This window comes from Halococcus hamelinensis 100A6, assembly GCF_000336675.1.
GTDB classification, from domain to species: domain Archaea; phylum Halobacteriota; class Halobacteria; order Halobacteriales; family Halococcaceae; genus Halococcus; species Halococcus hamelinensis.
In genome coordinates this window covers 149,184-164,482 of record NZ_AOMB01000041.1, presented here as the reverse complement: position 1 = coordinate 164,482, position 15,299 = coordinate 149,184, and the positions used below count along the sequence as shown (strand labels likewise).

21 protein-coding genes and 2 tRNA genes are annotated in these 15,299 nt (G+C 67.7%); 5 read left to right on the top strand and 18 right to left on the bottom strand.

The window, feature by feature from the left end; translation table 11 throughout:
• Positions 1-63: 63 nt before the first annotated feature.
• Together C447_RS14885 and mvk are read right to left on the bottom strand one after the other, a co-directional pair.
• Complete coding sequence (locus C447_RS14885; RefSeq protein WP_007695332.1) at positions 64-834, bottom strand: isopentenyl phosphate kinase; 771 nt, start codon at positions 832-834, stop codon at positions 64-66.
• Positions 831-1,820 carry a mevalonate kinase gene (mvk, locus tag C447_RS14880; protein ID WP_007695331.1) on the bottom strand — a complete coding sequence of 330 codons (990 nt, stop codon included), beginning with the start codon at positions 1,818-1,820 and terminating at the stop codon, positions 831-833. Before mvk ends, C447_RS14885 begins: the two co-directional genes overlap by 4 nt.
• A gap of 106 nt (positions 1,821-1,926) precedes the next feature.
• Here mvk and nikR point away from each other — a divergent pair, with 106 nt between their 5' ends.
• Complete coding sequence (gene nikR, locus C447_RS14875; protein WP_007695330.1) at positions 1,927-2,349, top strand: nickel-responsive transcriptional regulator NikR; 423 nt, start codon at positions 1,927-1,929, stop codon at positions 2,347-2,349.
• Between the two features lie 91 nt (positions 2,350-2,440).
• Here the strand turns inward: nikR and rpsB are convergent, their stop codons facing one another.
• The 13 genes from rpsB to C447_RS14810 form a co-directional block, all read right to left on the bottom strand.
• On the bottom strand, positions 2,441-3,208 hold the full coding sequence (gene rpsB, locus C447_RS14870) for a 30S ribosomal protein S2 (RefSeq protein WP_007695329.1): 768 nt from the start codon (positions 3,206-3,208) through the stop codon (positions 2,441-2,443).
• Positions 3,205-4,407, bottom strand: a complete 1,203-nt coding sequence (eno, locus tag C447_RS14865; protein WP_007695328.1) for a phosphopyruvate hydratase — start codon at positions 4,405-4,407, stop codon at positions 3,205-3,207. Before eno ends, rpsB begins: the two co-directional genes overlap by 4 nt.
• Positions 4,404-4,583 (bottom strand): DNA-directed RNA polymerase subunit K, encoded by a 180-nt coding sequence (locus tag C447_RS14860; RefSeq protein ID WP_029601800.1) that lies wholly within the window; start codon positions 4,581-4,583, stop codon positions 4,404-4,406. The genes eno and C447_RS14860 overlap by 4 nt, the downstream gene beginning before the upstream one ends.
• 5 nt (positions 4,584-4,588) lie before the next feature.
• A complete protein-coding gene (locus C447_RS14855) occupies positions 4,589-4,780 on the bottom strand; it encodes a DNA-directed RNA polymerase subunit N (protein WP_007695325.1) in 192 nt (63 codons plus the stop codon).
• A gap of 30 nt (positions 4,781-4,810) precedes the next feature.
• A complete protein-coding gene (locus tag C447_RS14850) occupies positions 4,811-5,206 on the bottom strand; it encodes a 30S ribosomal protein S9 (RefSeq protein WP_007695323.1) in 396 nt (131 codons plus the stop codon).
• Positions 5,207-5,213: 7 nt separating this feature from the next.
• Positions 5,214-5,648, bottom strand: coding sequence for a 50S ribosomal protein L13 (locus C447_RS14845; RefSeq protein WP_007695321.1), 435 nt, complete (start codon positions 5,646-5,648; stop codon positions 5,214-5,216).
• Positions 5,645-5,995 carry a 50S ribosomal protein L18e gene (locus C447_RS14840; RefSeq protein WP_007695319.1) on the bottom strand — a complete coding sequence of 117 codons (351 nt, stop codon included), beginning with the start codon at positions 5,993-5,995 and terminating at the stop codon, positions 5,645-5,647. The genes C447_RS14845 and C447_RS14840 overlap by 4 nt, the downstream gene beginning before the upstream one ends.
• Before the next feature lie 21 nt (positions 5,996-6,016).
• A tRNA-Leu gene (locus tag C447_RS14835) sits at positions 6,017-6,101 on the bottom strand.
• A gap of 114 nt (positions 6,102-6,215) precedes the next feature.
• A complete protein-coding gene (locus C447_RS14830) occupies positions 6,216-6,965 on the bottom strand; it encodes a DNA-directed RNA polymerase subunit D (RefSeq protein ID WP_007695317.1) in 750 nt (249 codons plus the stop codon).
• Positions 6,966-6,968: 3 nt separating this feature from the next.
• Entirely contained in the window at positions 6,969-7,364 is a 396-nt protein-coding gene (locus tag C447_RS14825; protein ID WP_007695315.1) for a 30S ribosomal protein S11, read from the bottom strand.
• Complete coding sequence (locus C447_RS14820) at positions 7,361-7,888, bottom strand: 30S ribosomal protein S4 (RefSeq protein ID WP_007695313.1); 528 nt, start codon at positions 7,886-7,888, stop codon at positions 7,361-7,363. Before C447_RS14820 ends, C447_RS14825 begins: the two co-directional genes overlap by 4 nt.
• Complete coding sequence (locus C447_RS14815; RefSeq protein ID WP_007695311.1) at positions 7,889-8,398, bottom strand: 30S ribosomal protein S13; 510 nt, start codon at positions 8,396-8,398, stop codon at positions 7,889-7,891.
• A gap of 16 nt (positions 8,399-8,414) precedes the next feature.
• Positions 8,415-8,499, bottom strand: a tRNA-Ser gene (locus C447_RS14810).
• Positions 8,500-8,661: 162 nt separating this feature from the next.
• Between C447_RS14810 and C447_RS14805 the strand changes: the two genes are divergently transcribed.
• From C447_RS14805 to C447_RS14795, 3 genes are all read left to right on the top strand, one after another.
• Positions 8,662-8,976: a DUF433 domain-containing protein gene (locus C447_RS14805; protein WP_007695309.1), complete on the top strand. Its 315-nt coding sequence runs from the start codon at positions 8,662-8,664 to the stop codon at positions 8,974-8,976.
• On the top strand, positions 8,969-9,298 hold the full coding sequence (locus C447_RS14800) for a DUF5615 family PIN-like protein (protein WP_007695307.1): 330 nt from the start codon (positions 8,969-8,971) through the stop codon (positions 9,296-9,298). Before C447_RS14805 ends, C447_RS14800 begins: the two co-directional genes overlap by 8 nt.
• A 76-nt stretch (positions 9,299-9,374) precedes the next feature.
• Complete coding sequence (locus C447_RS14795; protein WP_007695306.1) at positions 9,375-10,433, top strand: Mrp/NBP35 family ATP-binding protein; 1,059 nt, start codon at positions 9,375-9,377, stop codon at positions 10,431-10,433.
• A gap of 52 nt (positions 10,434-10,485) precedes the next feature.
• On the opposite strand, the gene C447_RS14790 is transcribed toward C447_RS14795, so the two are convergent.
• The 3 genes from C447_RS14790 to C447_RS14780 all read right to left on the bottom strand — a co-directional run bounded on the left by C447_RS14790 (position 10,486) and on the right by C447_RS14780 (position 14,442).
• Complete coding sequence (locus C447_RS14790; RefSeq protein ID WP_029601802.1) at positions 10,486-11,775, bottom strand: L-lactate MFS transporter; 1,290 nt, start codon at positions 11,773-11,775, stop codon at positions 10,486-10,488.
• Between the two features lie 158 nt (positions 11,776-11,933).
• Entirely contained in the window at positions 11,934-14,198 is a 2,265-nt protein-coding gene (locus tag C447_RS14785) for a CDC48 family AAA ATPase (protein WP_007695302.1), read from the bottom strand.
• A gap of 1 nt (position 14,199) precedes the next feature.
• The gene (locus C447_RS14780) at positions 14,200-14,442 is read right to left on the bottom strand and encodes a DUF7127 family protein (protein ID WP_007695301.1); all 243 of its coding nucleotides are present in this window, start codon (positions 14,440-14,442) and stop codon (positions 14,200-14,202) included.
• Positions 14,443-14,603: 161 nt separating this feature from the next.
• On the opposite strand from C447_RS14780, the gene C447_RS14775 reads away from it, so the two are divergent.
• Positions 14,604-15,287, top strand: a complete 684-nt coding sequence (locus C447_RS14775) for a YkgJ family cysteine cluster protein (RefSeq protein WP_007695300.1) — start codon at positions 14,604-14,606, stop codon at positions 15,285-15,287.
• Positions 15,288-15,299 lie beyond the last annotated feature (12 nt).

The window sequence follows — 15,299 nt, the reverse complement described above, 5'->3', positions numbered from 1 at the left end:
GGGACCCGGGTGGTATAAACTCCGTGGCTCGACCCGAGCGGACGCGGGGAGGTCGAATCCCCCTCAGTCGACCCGCGTTCCGGGTGACGCGCCATCGAAAAATCCGTCGAGGTCGTCGAGGCCGAACACCCACGCCGGCGCGTCGAGGCCGAGCAACGCCTCGACCTTCGCGCTCATCCCGCCGGTGACGTCGGTGGCATCGCTCCCGCCGAGCGCCGCCCGCACGTCCGCGAACGAATCGATCCGGTCGATGACCACTCCGTCGGTGTCGAACACGCCCGGTACACCCGAACAGACCCCGACCCGATCGGCGTCGAGTGCCGTCGCGAGCACGACCACCAGTTCGTCGCCGCTCACCACCGTGACACCTCGACCCGCGTGGGCGACCACGTCGGCCTGGACCACGGGGACGAACCCCTCGTCGAGCATGGTCTCCACGACGCCCGTGGCGAGCGAGAGCTCCCCGGAATCGTCGCGTGTCGCCGCCGAGAGGGGGTGAACCGGGAGCGCCGGGACGCCACGTTCGCGGAGCGCGTCGAGCAGGGCGTCGTTGAGCCGTCGCATCGCGTCGTGGACGGCGCGTGCGCCCTCCGCGTCGTGGCTCCCGGCCGTCGTCGTGATCCCGTGTTCGCTGGCGTGGTGGTGGCCGAAGCTCCCGCCGCCGTGGACGAGGACGAGTTCCCCCTCGAACGCCGCCACCGCGTCCGTGGCGCGTGCGAGGTGGTCCCCGTCGAGGGTCTCGGGGCTGGATTTGTCCGTGATGACGCTCCCGCCGAGTTTGAGCACCGTCGTCCCCGTCGCCGTCCGGTCTTCCGTACTCGACTCGCCGGTCATCCGTCCTCCCGCCGGACGCCCTCGGTGTCGAGTTCCGCGCGGAACGCCCGCTCGCACTCGGGGGTGTAGCCGAGCGCCGTCGGGGTGTCCTCGGTTTCGTCGAGCGCGACGATACAGCCCCCACCGCCGGACCCGGTGAGCTTCGCGCCGCGTGCGCCCGCCTCGCGGGCGGCCCACACCATCGCGTCGAGCGAGCGCGCGGAGACCCCGAGCGCCGAGAGCAGGCCGTGGTTGACGTCCATCAGCCGGCCGAGTTCGTCGACGTCGCCCGCATCGAGCGCGTGTTCGCCGCGACGCACGAGGTCGCCGATCGATTCGACCGTGCTGGCAGCGAAGTCGTACTCCTCGCGGAGCGCGCGCACGCCCGCGACGAGTTCGCCGGTGTTGCCGGTGCCGCCGTCGTAGCCCACCACGAACGGGAGGTTCGGCGCGTCGATGGTCTCGCAACTGTCGCCCTCGACCTTCGCCGCGCCGCCGGTTGCCGAGCAGAACGTGTCCGCACGCGAGGCCTCGCCGTTCTGGACCTCGTGTTCGACCTTGTAGGCGTGGTTCGCCACTTCCTCCGAGTCGAGTTCGAGCCCGAGTTCGCGTGCCGTGGCGTCGATCCCCGCCACCACGACCGCCGCCGACGAGCCGAGGCCGGCCCCCAGCGGGAGGTCGCTCTCGACGGTGACGTCGAGGCCCACTTCGGGCTGGTCGGCGAGGTCGCGGGCACGGTCGATCGCGCCGTCGATGTAACGCATCCCGAGGTCGAGCACCGATTGGTCGGTGGCGACGGTCGGCCGGTCGTCGGCCGGCCCCGCGTACTCGACGCTGAAGCCGTTGAGGTAGAGGTCCTGGGCGTGGACCCGGACCCGACTGTCCGATCGCTGCGTGGCTTCGACCCGTGCCCGGCGCTCGATCGCACACGGCACCGCGGGTTCGCCGTAGACCACCGCGTGTTCGCCGAAGAGATAGACCTTGCCGGGGGCGCTTGAGACCGCCATGCGCCCTCTCCGTCGGCCGGCGTATCAGTGTTTGTGGATCCACCCGATCGGTAGGCCGACCCGTACTATGGCAAAGCCTAATACTCGAAACGAACTGAGTTAATACATGACCGTCGTCAGCGTCTCGATGCCGGAAGAACTCCTCGAACGGATCGACACCTTCGCCGACGACCACGGCTACACCGGGCGAAGCGAGGTCATCAGGGAGGCGGGGCGCAACCTCCTCGGGGAGTTCGAGGACGCCCGGCTCGAGGACCGCGAACTCATGGCGGTCGTGACGGTTCTATTCGACTACGAGACCACCAGCGTCGAGGAGCGGATGATGCACCTCCGCCACGAACACGACGACCTGGTGGCCTCGAACTTCCACAGCCACGTCGGGAACCACTACTGCATGGAGCTGTTCATCCTCGACGGCGACCTCGAGGAGATCTCGACCTTCGTCGGGAAGATCCGCGCGACCCGGGACACGGTCTCGGTGGATTATTCAGTCATGCCGGTCGAGGACTTCGCCCGAAACCTCGGTTGAACGGCGTTTCTGACCCGCTGGGTTCCGTCACTGTTCGCTGTGGAAAACGATCCGCTGCTTCGGAATACCGATAGAATCAGGACCGGCCGACTCAGATGCCTTCTTCGAAGTCGTCGAGCGCGTAGTTCGGCTCGCCGTCGGGCGAGCGGTCGAGCGTCTCGTTCGCGAGCAGCCAGTAGACCACCGAGAGCGCACGACGACCCTTGTTGTTCGTCGGCACCACGAGGTCGACGTTGCTCACGGAGTTGTTCGAGTCACACATCGCGATCACGGGGATCCCGACGGTGACGGCCTCCGTGACGGCCTGGGAGTCACCGATCGGGTCGGTGACGACCAGGACGTCGGGTTCGATGTAGCCGTCGTAGTCGGGGTTCGTGAGCGTGCCGGGGATGAACCGACCCGTTCGCGCACGCGCGCCGATGGCGTCGGCGAACTTCTCGGCCGGGAAGCGCCCGTACTGGCGCGAGGACGCGACGAGCACGTTCTCGGCGTCGTAGTTCGCGAGGAAGTTCGCGGCCGTCCGGACGCGCTCGTCGGTGCGGCCGACGTCGAGGACGTAGAGGCCGTCGGTTCGAACGCGGTGGATGAACCGCTCCATGTCCTTGGTCTTCTGCTGGGTGCCGATGTGGACACCGGCCCCCAGGTAGTCCTCGACCGGGATGAGGAGGTCGGCCTCGTCGTCCGCCATGACGTCCTCGTCGAACGTCGGCCCCGTGTCCTCTTCCTCGTCGGCTGGCTGGTCGTCGGTCGGTGCGTCTGTGTCTGTGGGGTTCTCGGCGGGGTTCGCGCCGGCTTCGCCGGTCGGCTCCGCCTCGATGTCGCGTTCCGCCGCGTCGAGCCCCTCTTCGTTTTCGCTCATGCGGTTTCCTCGATTCTGATGAGTTCGTTGAGTTTCGCGGTGCGCTCGCCACCGACCGCGCCCGTCTTCACGAACGGGGCGTCGGTCGCCACGGCGAGGTGTGCGATCGTGGTGTCCTCGGTCTCGCCCGACCGGTGGGAGATCACGGGCGCGAGCCCGTTCTCCACACCGAGTTCGACCGCGTCGAACGCGTCCGACAGCGTGCCGATCTGGTTCGGCTTCACCAGGATGGCGTTCGCCGCGGCCTCGTCGATGCCGCGCGCGAGGCGCTCGGTGTTGGTGACGAACAGGTCGTCGCCGCAGACCAGGGTCTCCGAGCCCACCTTCGCGGTGAGGTCGGCGAAGCCCGAGAAGTCCTCCTCGTCGAGCGGGTCCTCGACGTAGACGAGGTCGTACTCGTCTACGAGGTCCGCGACGTACTCGACCTGTTCGTCCGTGGTGCGCTCGACGTCGCCGTAGCGATAGACCCCGTCGTCGGGGTCGTAGAGTTCGGCCGCGGCCACGTCGAGCCCGAAGCCGACTTCGAAGCCGACCTCGTCGGCCACCGTGTCGGTGGCTTCGGCGACGACCTCGAAGGCCTCCTCGTCGTCGATCGCGGGTGCCCACGCGCCCTCGTCGCCCTTCGCCGCCGGGATATCACGGTCGTCGAGGATCTCGCTGACCGCGCCGTGGACCCGCGCGTTCGCGAACACCGCGTCGGTGACGCTCGGCGCGCCGACGGGTGCGGAGAGGAACTCCTGGATGTGGGTCGCTTCCTTGGCGTGTTCGCCCCCGCCGACGACGTTGCCGAGCGGCGTCGGGAACGTGTTGCCACGGAAGGCCCCACCGAGATGCTGATAGAGCGGCGCGCCGAGGGTGTCGGCGGCGGCCTTTGCACTCGCCATCGAGATCGCGACGGCGCTGTTCGCGCCGATCGTCCCGAAGTCGTCGGTGCCGTCGGCGGCCCGGAGCGCGGCGTCCACCGAGCGCTGGTCGCCGGCGTAGACCTGCCCCTCGATCCGCGGGACGGCGTGTTCGCGCGCCGCCGCGATGGCCTCGTCGGCGGGGAGCGAAACGGCCTCGTGGGCTCCCGTGCTCGCGCCGCTCGGGGCGGCCCCCCGACCGAATCCACCCGACTCCGTCGAGACCTCGGCCTCGACCGTGGGGTTTCCACGCGAGTCGAGGATCCGGCGGAGCCGGACCTCGGTGATGAGCGTCACTGCTCGCCCCGCCAGACGGTGAACGGCAACACGTCGGCGTCGTACTCCTCGGCGGCGATCAGTATCGGCTCAGTGCTCTCGGTCTGGACCAGCACCGGCGCGCCGTAGGCGATCTGGAGCGCGCGGGCCCCGATGATCCGGGCCTTCTCGTACCGATTGTAGCGTTGGTTCACCATCGACATCACTGGTAGGGAGCCACGATGTCCACGAGGTCGGTGTGCGAGACGAGCATCCGCCGACAGCAGTGGCGTTTGACCCCGAGGTCGTCGAGCACGTCACCGGGGTCCTCGCCGTCCTCGATCCGCGACTCGAACGCCTCCCAGTGTTCGCCGACGACGCTCCCGCAGGTGAAACACCGCACCGGAACCATCATCGCCGTCGTCCCCCTGTGCTCGCGTTCATGTTAACGGTAGGATTTCTGATAGCGCGCGCGTGCGCCGGGGCCGCCCCACTTCTTGGACTCGGACTGGCGGACGTCGTTCACCAGCAGCGACCGGTCGAACTCCATGTAGGCGTCCCGGAGCTCGGCGTCGTTGGTGTGCTGGACCAGTCCGCGGGCGATCGCGGTCCGGACCGCGTCGGCCTGGCCGACCGTCCCGCCGCCCGAGACGTCGACCGAGATGTCGACCTCCTCGCGCTGCTCCTCGGCGAGCCGGAACGGTTCGAGCATCTTCAGCCGCGCGAGCTCGGGTTCGGCGAGCTCGACGGGTGCCGAGTTGACTCTGACGCGACCCTCCCCGTCGGAGATCGTCGCGCGGGCGATGGCGGTCTTCTTCTTGCCTGAGGTGTTGGTTACCATTGTTGTATCACCACGTGACGTTCGCGCCGAGGTTCTCGCTGACGTCGCCGAGCTGGACGAACTTGATGTTCGAGAGCCGGTCGAGCGAGGTGTCGTCGAGCACCTCGCTGTCCTCGAACGGGTTGCCGACGTAGACGCGGACGTTCTCGAAGGCCTCGCGACCGCGCGGGCGCTTGTACGGCAGCATGCCGCGGATCGAGCGTTTCATGATCCGGTCGGGCCGTTTGGGGTAGCGCGGCCCCTGGTCGGAGCCGAGCCCCGCCCGGGTCTCGAAGACCTCCATCACGTCGTCGTCGCTGCCCGTGATGACGGCCTCTTCGGCGTTCACCACGGCGATGCGCTCGCCGTCGAGCGCGCGTTCGGCCACCTGGCTCGCCACCCGTCCGAGGATGCAATCCCGGGCGTCGACCACGAGGTCGGGTTCGAATTCGGCGGCGTTCATCGGATCACCCGGACGTTCGACCCCTCGGGGTTCGATTCGATCGCGTCTTCGAGCGCGACGTGCTCTCCTACCTGGTCGATCTTGGTCTCGGCCGTCCCCGAGAAGTCCACCGCCGCAACGGTGACTGGCTTCTGGAGGACGCCGCTCCCGAGCACCTTGCCGGGGACGACGACCGTTTCGTCCTCTTTCGCGTAGCGTTCGATCCGCCCGAGGTTGACCTCGGCGTGGGTCCGCCGGGGTTTCTCGAGGCGGTCGGCCACGGCCTGCCAGACGGGACTCTCCGTCTCGCGCGCGACCGACTCCAGTTCGTCGATGAGACTCGTGAGCCTCGGATTGGTCTTGCTCATACTATCACTCCGAAAAGAGCATGCAGGGAGCAGGATTCGAACCTGCGAACTCCTACGAGACAGCGCCCTGAACGCTGCGCCGTTGACCTGACTTGGCTATCCCTGCACGCGAAACCGTCTTTCTCCTGTCCCCACAAACCAGTTTCGGTCGTCGCGAGCGCGGGGCTCGTCGCCTCTCGCGTCGCCGCGCTCGACCGGGACCGGTTCGTGGGGCGATACATCACAGCTGAACCGCCTCGCGGAGTTCGTTCGCGCGGTCGCCGAGCGAGTCGACGGCCGCGAGCACCAGCTCCTCGACGCTCATCGACCCGTCGGTCTCGACGTGGAAGACGAACGCGTTCGGGACGTCGGTCACGTCGAGCTCCTTGCCCGGATACCGGTTCGTGAGGTCGCTGCCGAACTCCTCGGTGGGGACCAGTTCGCCGTCGTCCTCGATCACGCCCCGGAGGATGTTCGGCTCCTCGTCGGCGAACTCGTCGGCGTCGCCGGCCACCTCGACGTGCTGGAGGTGGCGGTAGCCGACGGCCACGCCGCCCTGGTGTTTGGCGTGGGTCTTCCCGCTATCGAGGACGGCCTCGGCCTCGACTTCGAGGCGCTGGTCCTCCTTCAGGTCGATGATCGGGACGTTCTGCTCGGCGGGCTCGACCATCGAGTCCGCGCTCTGGAGGTCGCCCGAGTAGGCGGTTTCGGGACCCGAAACGTCGAGGGCAAGGGTCACGCTCTCGCCGACCTCGAACTCGTCGGGCGGGGCCGAGAGGGGCACCATCCCGAGCCGATGGCCGATCTGCTCGTCGAACATCACCGACGAGTTCTCGATCACTCTCACCGTGTCGATCGAGAGCGTCGGCACGTCCGCGACCATCGCCCGCCGGATCCCGTTGGCGAACGCCGGTGTGATCCCGCGAACGAGAAAGCGCGCCTCGCGCTCGTCGACGTCGATGAACTCGACCTCGTAGTCGGTGGTGCTCATTTGTTAGAACCCGCTGGATTTGGGTGCGCGTGTACCGTCGTGTGGGATCGGCGTGACGTCCTCGATCCGGCCGATCTCGAGTCCGGCGCGGGCGAGCGCGCGGACGGTGGCCTGTGCGCCCGGTCCGGGGCTCTTCTGGAGGTTGCCGCCGGGACCGCGAAGCTTGACGTGGACGCCTTCGATACCCTGGGCGAGCACCTCCTCGGCCACGGTCTCGGCCATCTGCATCGCGGCGTACGGCGAGGCCTCGTCGCGGTTCTGCTTGACGACCGTCCCGCCGCTCGACTTCGCCAGCGTCTCCGCGCCGGTGAGGTCGGTGACCGAGATGATGGTGTTGTTGAACGAGGCGTGGACGTGGGCGACGGCCCACCGGTCCTCGTTGCCCTCGTTGGCGCTCATTCCTGCCCCTCCGCACGTTCGGGATGCAGTTCGTCCGCGAGCGAACTCCCCTCGTCGAAGGCGACCTGGTCCTCCTCGGTGGTCGAGACCTTCCGGGAGGGAGCCGTCACGCGGCTGTCGCCGATCACGATGTGGCCGTGGGAGACGAACTGACGCGCCTGCTTCGGCGTGTTCGCCAGTCCGTTGCGGTAGACCACGGTTTGAAGCCGGCGTTCGAGCACGTCGGTGGTGTCGAGGCTCAGGACGGCGTCGATCGAGTCGGCCTCGTTGAGGATCCCGAGCCGGCGGAGCCGGTTCAAGAACGGCTCGCCCTCGCGCTCGGCCTCCTCGGCGTCGCCCTGCGCGTTGCCGAGCAGTCGTCGAGCCTCGCGACGGAAGTCACGGAGCTGGGACTCGGCGCGCCAGAGTTCCTCCTTGTTCTTCAGGCCGTAGCGCCCCATCAGCCCGGACTCCTCGGCGATGCGCTCGCCCTGCCACGGATGGTTCGGGGTCTCGTAGCCCTTGGTGTTGGTGCCAAGCGCCATCTACCCTTCCTCCTCTTCCATCTCTTCCTGGAGGGCCTCGACGTTCACGCCGATGGTGCCCTCCGAGCGGCCGGTGGACTTGGTGCGCTGGCCGCGGACCTTCTGGCCGCGGTTGTGGCGCACGCCCTTGTAGGAACTGATCATCTGCATTCGGTTGATGTCCTGCTGTCGCGTCAGCGAGAGGTCGTTGCCGACCTCGTGGGCCGCCTCGCCCGAGAAGTAGTCCTTCGGGCGGTTGACGAGCCACTCCGGAACCTCGTCGGCGAGCCCCTCGACGCCCTCGATGATGGCGTCGACGGCGTCGTCGTCGAGGCGACCGAGGGTCGCCGTCTTGTCGACCTCCGCCTGCTCCGCGATGATGCGAGCGGTTCGCCTGCCGACACCGTTCATGCCGGTCAGCGCCCGCTCGACGCTTTTCGTGCCGTCGAGGTCGGTCTGGCCGATCCGGACGAAGTAACGGATATCCTCCGCTTCGTCCTCGGCCGGTGTGTCTGGGTCTTCTGCACTCATGCGTTGATCCGTGATGCGTCGTGGCGGGGATTCGAACCCCGGAGGCTGTGCGCCACAGAGTTAGCAACCCTGCGCCTTGGGCCAAGCTTGGCTACCACGACACTCGTGTGGTTGTATTGTCGCCCTCCCGGACTCGGGGCCGGTCCCCTGCAGTACGTCGTAGTGGTTCTATTTCGATGCGGGTATTTAACCCCCACGAAACCCCCGCCGTCGTGAGCCGCACCGGGCCGTAGAATCAAATACCATCGCGCCGAAGAACGAACATGGCCGACCTCGCGACGGGTATCGATCGCGGTCCCGGGAAACAAGGCGGTGAGCCGTGCGTTGCGGGAACCCGGGTTCCCGTTCGTCGGGTCGGCGACCTCGTCGAGCGCGAGGGTCGATCCCCCGCCGAAACCGCCGAGCGCTACGACCTCTCCGTCAGCGACGTTCATCGTGCGCTCGCGTACTACCATGATCATCCCGACGAGATGGACCGGTACGACCGACGCGAGCGCGAGGCCGAAGCCGGGGCCGACGGAACCAGCTTCGAAACGTTCGACGCGGCCCGCGACCGGCTCCGGAACGACCGTGACTGACGGGTGGGGATTTCTCGTCGACGAGGACACCGATACGGCGACGGCGGCCGAACTTCGAGAGCGTGGTCACGACGCGGTAACGGTCGGGACGGTTCTCGCGAAAGGCGAACCTGACACCCGAGTCGCAGGATACGCCCGGGAGACGGATCGAGTACTCGTTACGACCGACCGTGACTTCCTCGATCCCGAACTGAACACTGGATTGCGAGTGCTGCTCGTGAGCGGTGACGACACCGACGGCGACGAGATCGCTCGGAAGATCGATGAACTCGTCGTGCTCGCCGCAGGTCCGGACGAACTGAAGCGTGTGACGTGGGTGTGAGTCGTCGAGTGCGGAGCCGGCGACCCCGGATCGGCTGCTTCCCAACCCTTATCGCTCGTCCGGCGCTATCCGAGCCATGAACGAATCCGACGTGCAGGACCTCCTCGCGGACGTCGAGGACCCGGATCTCGGTGACGACATCGTCTCGCTGGGGCTCGTCAACGACATCGAGGTTCGGGACGGGGTCGCCCACATCTCGCTCGCGCTCGGCGCGCCCTACTCGCCGAACGAGACCGCCATCGCGGGGCGGGTGCGCGAGGTCTGTGCCGACGCGGGTATCGAGGTCGACCTCACCGCGAGCGTCGAGCGGAGCCAGGACGTCCTCCCGGGCGTGAAGAACGTCATCGCGGTCGCGAGCGGCAAGGGCGGCGTCGGGAAGTCCACCGTCGCGGTGAACCTCGCCGCGGGGCTCTCGGAGATGGGCGCGCGCGTCGGGCTGTTCGACGCCGACATCTACGGCCCGAACGTCCCCCGGATGGTCAGGGCCGACCAGCGCCCGCAGGCCACCCCCGAGGAGAAGATCGTCCCGCCCGAGAAGTACGGCATGAAGCTCATGAGCATGGACTTCCTCGTGGGCCAGGACGACCCCGTGATCTGGCGGGGGCCGATGGTCCACAAGGTCCTCACACAGCTCTTCGAGGACGTCGAGTGGGGCGCGCTGGACTACATGGTCGTCGACCTGCCCCCGGGAACCGGCGACACCCAGCTCACCATGCTCCAGACCGTCCCGCTCGCCGGGGCCGTCATCGTCACCACCCCGCAGGACGTCGCCATCGACGACGCGCGGAAGGGTCTCGAGATGTTCGGCAAACACGAGACGCCGGTTCTGGGGATCGTCGAGAACATGAGCGGGTTCGTCTGCCCGGACTGTGGCGCAGAACACGACCTCTTCGGGAAGGGCGGCGGTCGCGCGTTCGCCGAGGAGGTCGAGATGCCGTTCCTCGGTGAGCTCCCGCTCGACCCCGCCGTTCGCGAGGGCGGCGACGGCGGTTCGCCGGTCGTCCTCGACGAGGGCGACACCGCCGACGCCTTCCGAACCCTGACCGAGAACACCGCGAACAACGTCGGGGTCGTCCACCGCAACCGACTGGTGACCGGCGACCGGTCCGAGCCGTCGACCCCGGACGCGCCGTAACGCGACGGCAGAACGCACGGTTCGGACGTGGCCGACCGCGCGCGTCGGCGAACTACCCCTCGGTCGTCGTCCCGCTGGCTCCGCGGCTCCGGTCCGCGTCCTGAAGCTTCCCGATCCGCCAGCGGAGGACCGCGACCGTGATCAGCCCGACGACGAGCGCCCCGTTCATGATGTAGAGCGCGCTGGTGTAGTTCCCCGTCGATTCGAGGATCGCCGAGGCGAGCTGCGGCCCCGCGACCCCGGCGAACCCCCACGCCGTGAGCGCGTAGCCGTGGATCGCGCTGACCTCCTGGGTGCCGAAGAGGTCGCTGAGGTAGGCCGGGAGACAGGCGAAGCCGCCGCCGTAGCAGGTGATGACGAGGAAGATGAGCCCCGCGAGGAGCCAGACGCCCGCGACCTGTGGCATCACGAAGAAGGCGACGATCTGGATGGCGAAGAACGCCGCGTACGTCGTCGTCCGGCCGATGTAATCCGACAGCGAGGCCCACACGATGCGGCCGCCGCCGTTGAAGATCCCGATGTAGCCGGTGATGAACGCCGCGGTCGTCGCGCTCGCGCCGGCGATCTGCTGGAGCATCGGCGAGGCGAACGCGAGCAGCATGATCCCCGCGGAGACGTTGATGAAGACGATGAGCCAGACCATCCAGAACCGCGGCGAGGTGCGTGCCTCCTTCGCGGTGAGGTTCTCGATCCCGGCGAGCGCGCTTTTGGCCTCCTCCTGGTTCTCGGGGGTGTCTTCTATCCCCTCGGGGAGCCAGCCCTCCGGCGGTTTGGCGAGATAGCTCGCGCCGGCGGCCATCAGAACGAGGTACAGCACGCCGAGCGCGTAGAACGTCGTCGCGACGCCGACGGACTGGATGAGGTAATTCCCGAGTGGACCGGTCAGCAGCGCCCCGGCACCGAAGCCCATCACCGCGAGGCCCGTCGCCATCCCGCGGCGGTCGGGGAACCACTCGACGAGCGTTCCGATCGGGGTGATGTAGCCGAGCCCGAGCCCCATCCCGCCGACGACCCCGAACGTGGCGAGGAAGAGCGGGAGACTGCCGAGCTGGACGCTGAGCCCCGACCCGACCATCCCGAGGCCGTACAGGACCGCCGCCGCCAGCCCGGACAGCCGCGGGCCGTACTTCTCGACGTAGCTCCCGAGGAAGGCCGCCGTGATCCCGAGGACGAAGATCGCGATCGAGAACGCGGTCGTCACGCTCGACGTACCCCAGCCCTGCGCTTCGTTCAGCGGGATCTGATAGATACTGTACGCGTAAATGCTACCGATCGACAGGTGGATCGCGACGGCCGACGCCGCGATCAACCATCGGTTCTTGTCCGCCTCCCTTGATGACATCGCCTATCGTGGAGCCTGGCAACCGTAATTATTTTCGATAACGGTAAAGACCGTTGGTACACGTACACTCATACCGTTTCAGTAAGCGGCGATGCTTCTCACGCCGGCTCGATACGACGGAAAACGAAGCGAACCCGGAAGACCGGTCGAGGACGACCTTACTGGAAGGTCTGACCGATCTCGGGTTCGTCGTTCGCGGGTTCGCCGGCGTTGAACCGGGACTCGATGTTCTCGTAGCGCTCCCTGGTCTCGGCGGTGACGCTCGGGTTGACCTCGTCGAGCGCCTGGTCGAAGTGCTCGACGCCGATCCGGACGTTGCCGACGTTGCCGGCCAGGTCCTCGGGGTCGCTCATCTCGATGAGTTCGCGGGTCGCGGCCATCGCGGCCTCGCGGGTGACGGCCTCGATGTCGGCCCCGACGTAGCCCTCCGTCCGGCGCGCGAGGTCGGCGAGGTCGACGTCGTCGGCCAGCGGTTTGTTCCGGGTGTGGACCTCGAAGATCGCCTCCCGACCCTCCTCGTCGGGCACCGGGACGTGGACGTGTCTGTCGAGCCGACCCGGTCGGAGCAGCGCGCTGTCGATCAGGTCCGGCCGGTTCGAGGTCGCGATCACCACGACGTCCTCGAGCTCTTCGAGCCCGTCGAGCTCGGTGAGGAGCTGTGAGACCACGCGCTCGCCCACGCCGGAGTCGTTGGCGTGCTGGCCCCGCTCGCCCGCGATCGAGTCGATCTCGTCGAAGAACACCACGGTGGGCGCGTTCTCACGGGCCTTCGAGAAGACCTCGCGGACGCCCTTCTCCGACTCGCCGACGAACTTGTTGAGGAGTTCGGGGCCCTTGATCGAGATGAAGTTCGACTGGGCCTCGTTGGCGACGGCCTTCGCGAGCAGGGTCTTCCCCGTGCCCGGCGGGCCGTACATCATCACGCCCTTCGCGGCGTTCATGTCCATCGCCTCGAACACCTCGGGGTAATCGAGCGGCCACTGGACGGTCTCGCGGAGGCGCTCCTTCGTCTCCTCGAGCCCGCCGACGTTCTCCCAGCTGGTATCCGGAACCTCGACGAACACCTCGCGGAGCGCGGACGGCTCGATGCCCTTCAGCGCGCTCTTCATGTCGTCGCGGGTGACCTGCAACGATTCGAGCACCTCGGCGTCGATCTCCTCCTCGTCGAGGTCGAGTTCGGGTCGGATCCGCCGGAGGGCGTTCATCGCCGACTCCTTCGCCAGCGATTCGAGGTCCGAACCGACGAACCCGTGGGTGCTCTCGGCGTAGGTGTCGAGGTCGATCCCCTCCTCCAGCGGCATCCCGCGCGTGTGGACCTGGAGGATCTCCTTTCGCCCTTCCTTGTCGGGCACGCCGATCTCGATCTCGCGGTCGAACCGGCCGCCCCGGCGGAGCGCGGGGTCGATCGCGTCCACGCGGTTGGTCGCCGCGATCACGGTGACCTGGCCGCGCTCTTCGAGGCCGTCCATCAGGCTGAGGAGCTGGGCGACGACCCGGCGCTCGACATCGCCCGAGGTATCGTCGCGTTTGGGGGCGATCGAGTCGATCTCGTCGATGAAGACGATCGCGGGTTCGTTCTCCTCGGCCTCGTCGAAGATCTCTCGGAGCTGTTCTTCGGACTCCCCGTAGTACTTCGACATGATCTCGGGACCCGAGATGGTCTCGAAGTGGGCGTCGATCTCGTTGGCGACCGCCTTCGCGATCAGGGTCTTGCCCGTACCCGGTGGGCCGTGGAGCAGGACTCCCTTCGGCGGGTCGATGCCGAGCTGTTTGAAGAGCTCGGGGTGGCGCATCGGGAGCTCGATCATCTCGCGGACCTGTTCGAGCTCGCGGTCCAGCCCGCCGATGTCCTCGTAGGCCACCGAGGGCGTGGTGTCGGCCTCGTCCGCCGAATCGGAGACGATCTCCTCGGCGGGCTTCTCGCTGACCTCGATCGTGGTCGTGTCGGCGACGATCACGGTCCCGTTCGGCTCGGTGTCCGCGATCCGCAGCGGGATGCGCTGGCCCGACCCGCCCGAGAACGGGCCGAAGCCGAGCGAGAACGGGATCGTCTGGCCCTGGGTGATCGCCTGTCCGGAGAGCTTGTCCTGGATGTAGGGGCCGATGTTGCCCCGGATCCGGAGGTTCTGTGGCAGCGCCACCGTCACCGAGTCGGCCGGTCTGACGTCGGCCTTCTCGACGCTCACGCGGTCGTCGATACCCACCTGGGCCTCGCCGCGGAGCTGGCCGTCGATCCGGATCACGTCGCGACCCTGGTCGTCGGGGTAGCCCGGCCAGACCCGCGCGATCGCGCGGCCGTCGCTCCCCTCGATCAGGATGTAGTCGCCGTTTTCGAGGTCGAGTTCCTCCATCGCGGCGCGGTCGACGGCCGCGAGGCCGCGGCCCGCGTCCTTCTGTTTCAGCGGTTTGACTGAGAGCTTCATGTTATCGCGCCACCTCGACGGTAAGCACGCCGTTGTTGATGGTCGCTTCGGCCGATCCGGTCTCGGGGATATCGAAGTCGGCCTGTTCGTCGCCGCGGACGAGCATCACGGTGCCCTCGACGACGTCGACCGTCGTCGTGTCGGCGGCGGGGCCGAGGTCGGCTGCGTACACCACCCGGTCGGCGTACTCGTATCGCCGGAGTACGTCGTCCCGGTTGTCGAACTGCTGGAGTGTTGGTGTCATCCTAACCTTTGGTTAGTCCTACTAATATTTAAAACTTCCTTCGACGAAGGGGTGTAGCGCGACGGATTCCGCGGATCGGTTGTGTTGTGGTTCAGGCTCGATCGAACTTGAGACTATCGCCCCGACGACGGGTTTTTGCGGCGTGGCTGGCTGGTGTGGGTGTGAGCTTCGAGGACGAACTCGCCCGTGCCCGCGACCTCGACGTATCGGAACTGGCCGACGCGGTCGAGGAGCTGGGATTCGAGTGTACTCGCTGTGGAGCGTGCTGCAAAGCCGCCGAGGGAGCCGACGGCCACGAGGACCACACCGCGACCGCCTTCCCCGACGAGGTGCGCGACCTCCAGGCCGCGACCGGTCGGGAGTGGCGCGACGTCGCTCGACCGATGCCCTACGGGGTCGAGGACGGCCCCGACGGCCCGACGGGCGAGACCTTCGAGTGGGCGCTCGAAACCACCGGCTGTGGCGACTGTACCTTCTACACCGAACGGGACGGGACGGGTGCCTGCACCGTCCACGAGGACCGCCCGCTGATCTGTCGAACCTACCCGTTCAGCGTCGCGCTCGACGGGACGAACCAGCCGATGGGCGCGGCGGTCGATCGAGTGGGATCGGTGCGCGCCCACGAGTGCGAGGGGCTCGGGCGCGACATCGACCGGGGGGACGCCGAGGCGCTCGCGGGCGCGCTCAAGACCCGCGCGGTCCGCGAACTCGAGGAGGCGATCGCGGTCCAAGAGAACTACGACCCCACGGACGCCGACGGCGTCGTGGTCCACGACTCGGAGGGCGCGAAACGACCGGACGGGACCCCGATCGACGGAGAGGACGGACGCGTTTCTGGAGAGTAGCGGGACGTTTAT

What these genes read in the sequence shown, in the direction of transcription:
- C447_RS14885 (WP_007695332.1), bottom strand. Translation starts at nt 834, where the DNA reads ATGACCGGCGAGTCGAGTACGGAAGACCGGACGGCGACGGGGACGACG.
- mvk (WP_007695331.1), bottom strand. Translation starts at nt 1,820, where the DNA reads ATGGCGGTCTCAAGCGCCCCCGGCAAGGTCTATCTCTTCGGCGAACAC.
- nikR (WP_007695330.1), top strand. Translation starts at nt 1,927, where the DNA reads ATGACCGTCGTCAGCGTCTCGATGCCGGAAGAACTCCTCGAACGGATC.
- rpsB (WP_007695329.1), bottom strand. Translation starts at nt 3,208, where the DNA reads ATGAGCGAAAACGAAGAGGGGCTCGACGCGGCGGAACGCGACATCGAG.
- C447_RS14860 (WP_029601800.1), bottom strand. Translation starts at nt 4,583, where the DNA reads ATGGTGAACCAACGCTACAATCGGTACGAGAAGGCCCGGATCATCGGG.
- C447_RS14855 (WP_007695325.1), bottom strand. Translation starts at nt 4,780, where the DNA reads ATGATGGTTCCGGTGCGGTGTTTCACCTGCGGGAGCGTCGTCGGCGAA.
- C447_RS14850 (WP_007695323.1), bottom strand. Translation starts at nt 5,206, where the DNA reads ATGGTAACCAACACCTCAGGCAAGAAGAAGACCGCCATCGCCCGCGCG.
- C447_RS14845 (WP_007695321.1), bottom strand. Translation starts at nt 5,648, where the DNA reads ATGAACGCCGCCGAATTCGAACCCGACCTCGTGGTCGACGCCCGGGAT.
- C447_RS14840 (WP_007695319.1), bottom strand. Translation starts at nt 5,995, where the DNA reads ATGAGCAAGACCAATCCGAGGCTCACGAGTCTCATCGACGAACTGGAG.
- C447_RS14830 (WP_007695317.1), bottom strand. Translation starts at nt 6,965, where the DNA reads ATGAGCACCACCGACTACGAGGTCGAGTTCATCGACGTCGACGAGCGC.
- C447_RS14825 (WP_007695315.1), bottom strand. Translation starts at nt 7,364, where the DNA reads ATGAGCGCCAACGAGGGCAACGAGGACCGGTGGGCCGTCGCCCACGTC.
- C447_RS14820 (WP_007695313.1), bottom strand. Translation starts at nt 7,888, where the DNA reads ATGGCGCTTGGCACCAACACCAAGGGCTACGAGACCCCGAACCATCCG.
- C447_RS14815 (WP_007695311.1), bottom strand. Translation starts at nt 8,398, where the DNA reads ATGAGTGCAGAAGACCCAGACACACCGGCCGAGGACGAAGCGGAGGAT.
- C447_RS14805 (WP_007695309.1), top strand. Translation starts at nt 8,662, where the DNA reads ATGGCCGACCTCGCGACGGGTATCGATCGCGGTCCCGGGAAACAAGGC.
- C447_RS14795 (WP_007695306.1), top strand. Translation starts at nt 9,375, where the DNA reads ATGAACGAATCCGACGTGCAGGACCTCCTCGCGGACGTCGAGGACCCG.
- C447_RS14790 (WP_029601802.1), bottom strand. Translation starts at nt 11,775, where the DNA reads ATGTCATCAAGGGAGGCGGACAAGAACCGATGGTTGATCGCGGCGTCG.
- C447_RS14785 (WP_007695302.1), bottom strand. Translation starts at nt 14,198, where the DNA reads ATGAAGCTCTCAGTCAAACCGCTGAAACAGAAGGACGCGGGCCGCGGC.
- C447_RS14780 (WP_007695301.1), bottom strand. Translation starts at nt 14,442, where the DNA reads ATGACACCAACACTCCAGCAGTTCGACAACCGGGACGACGTACTCCGG.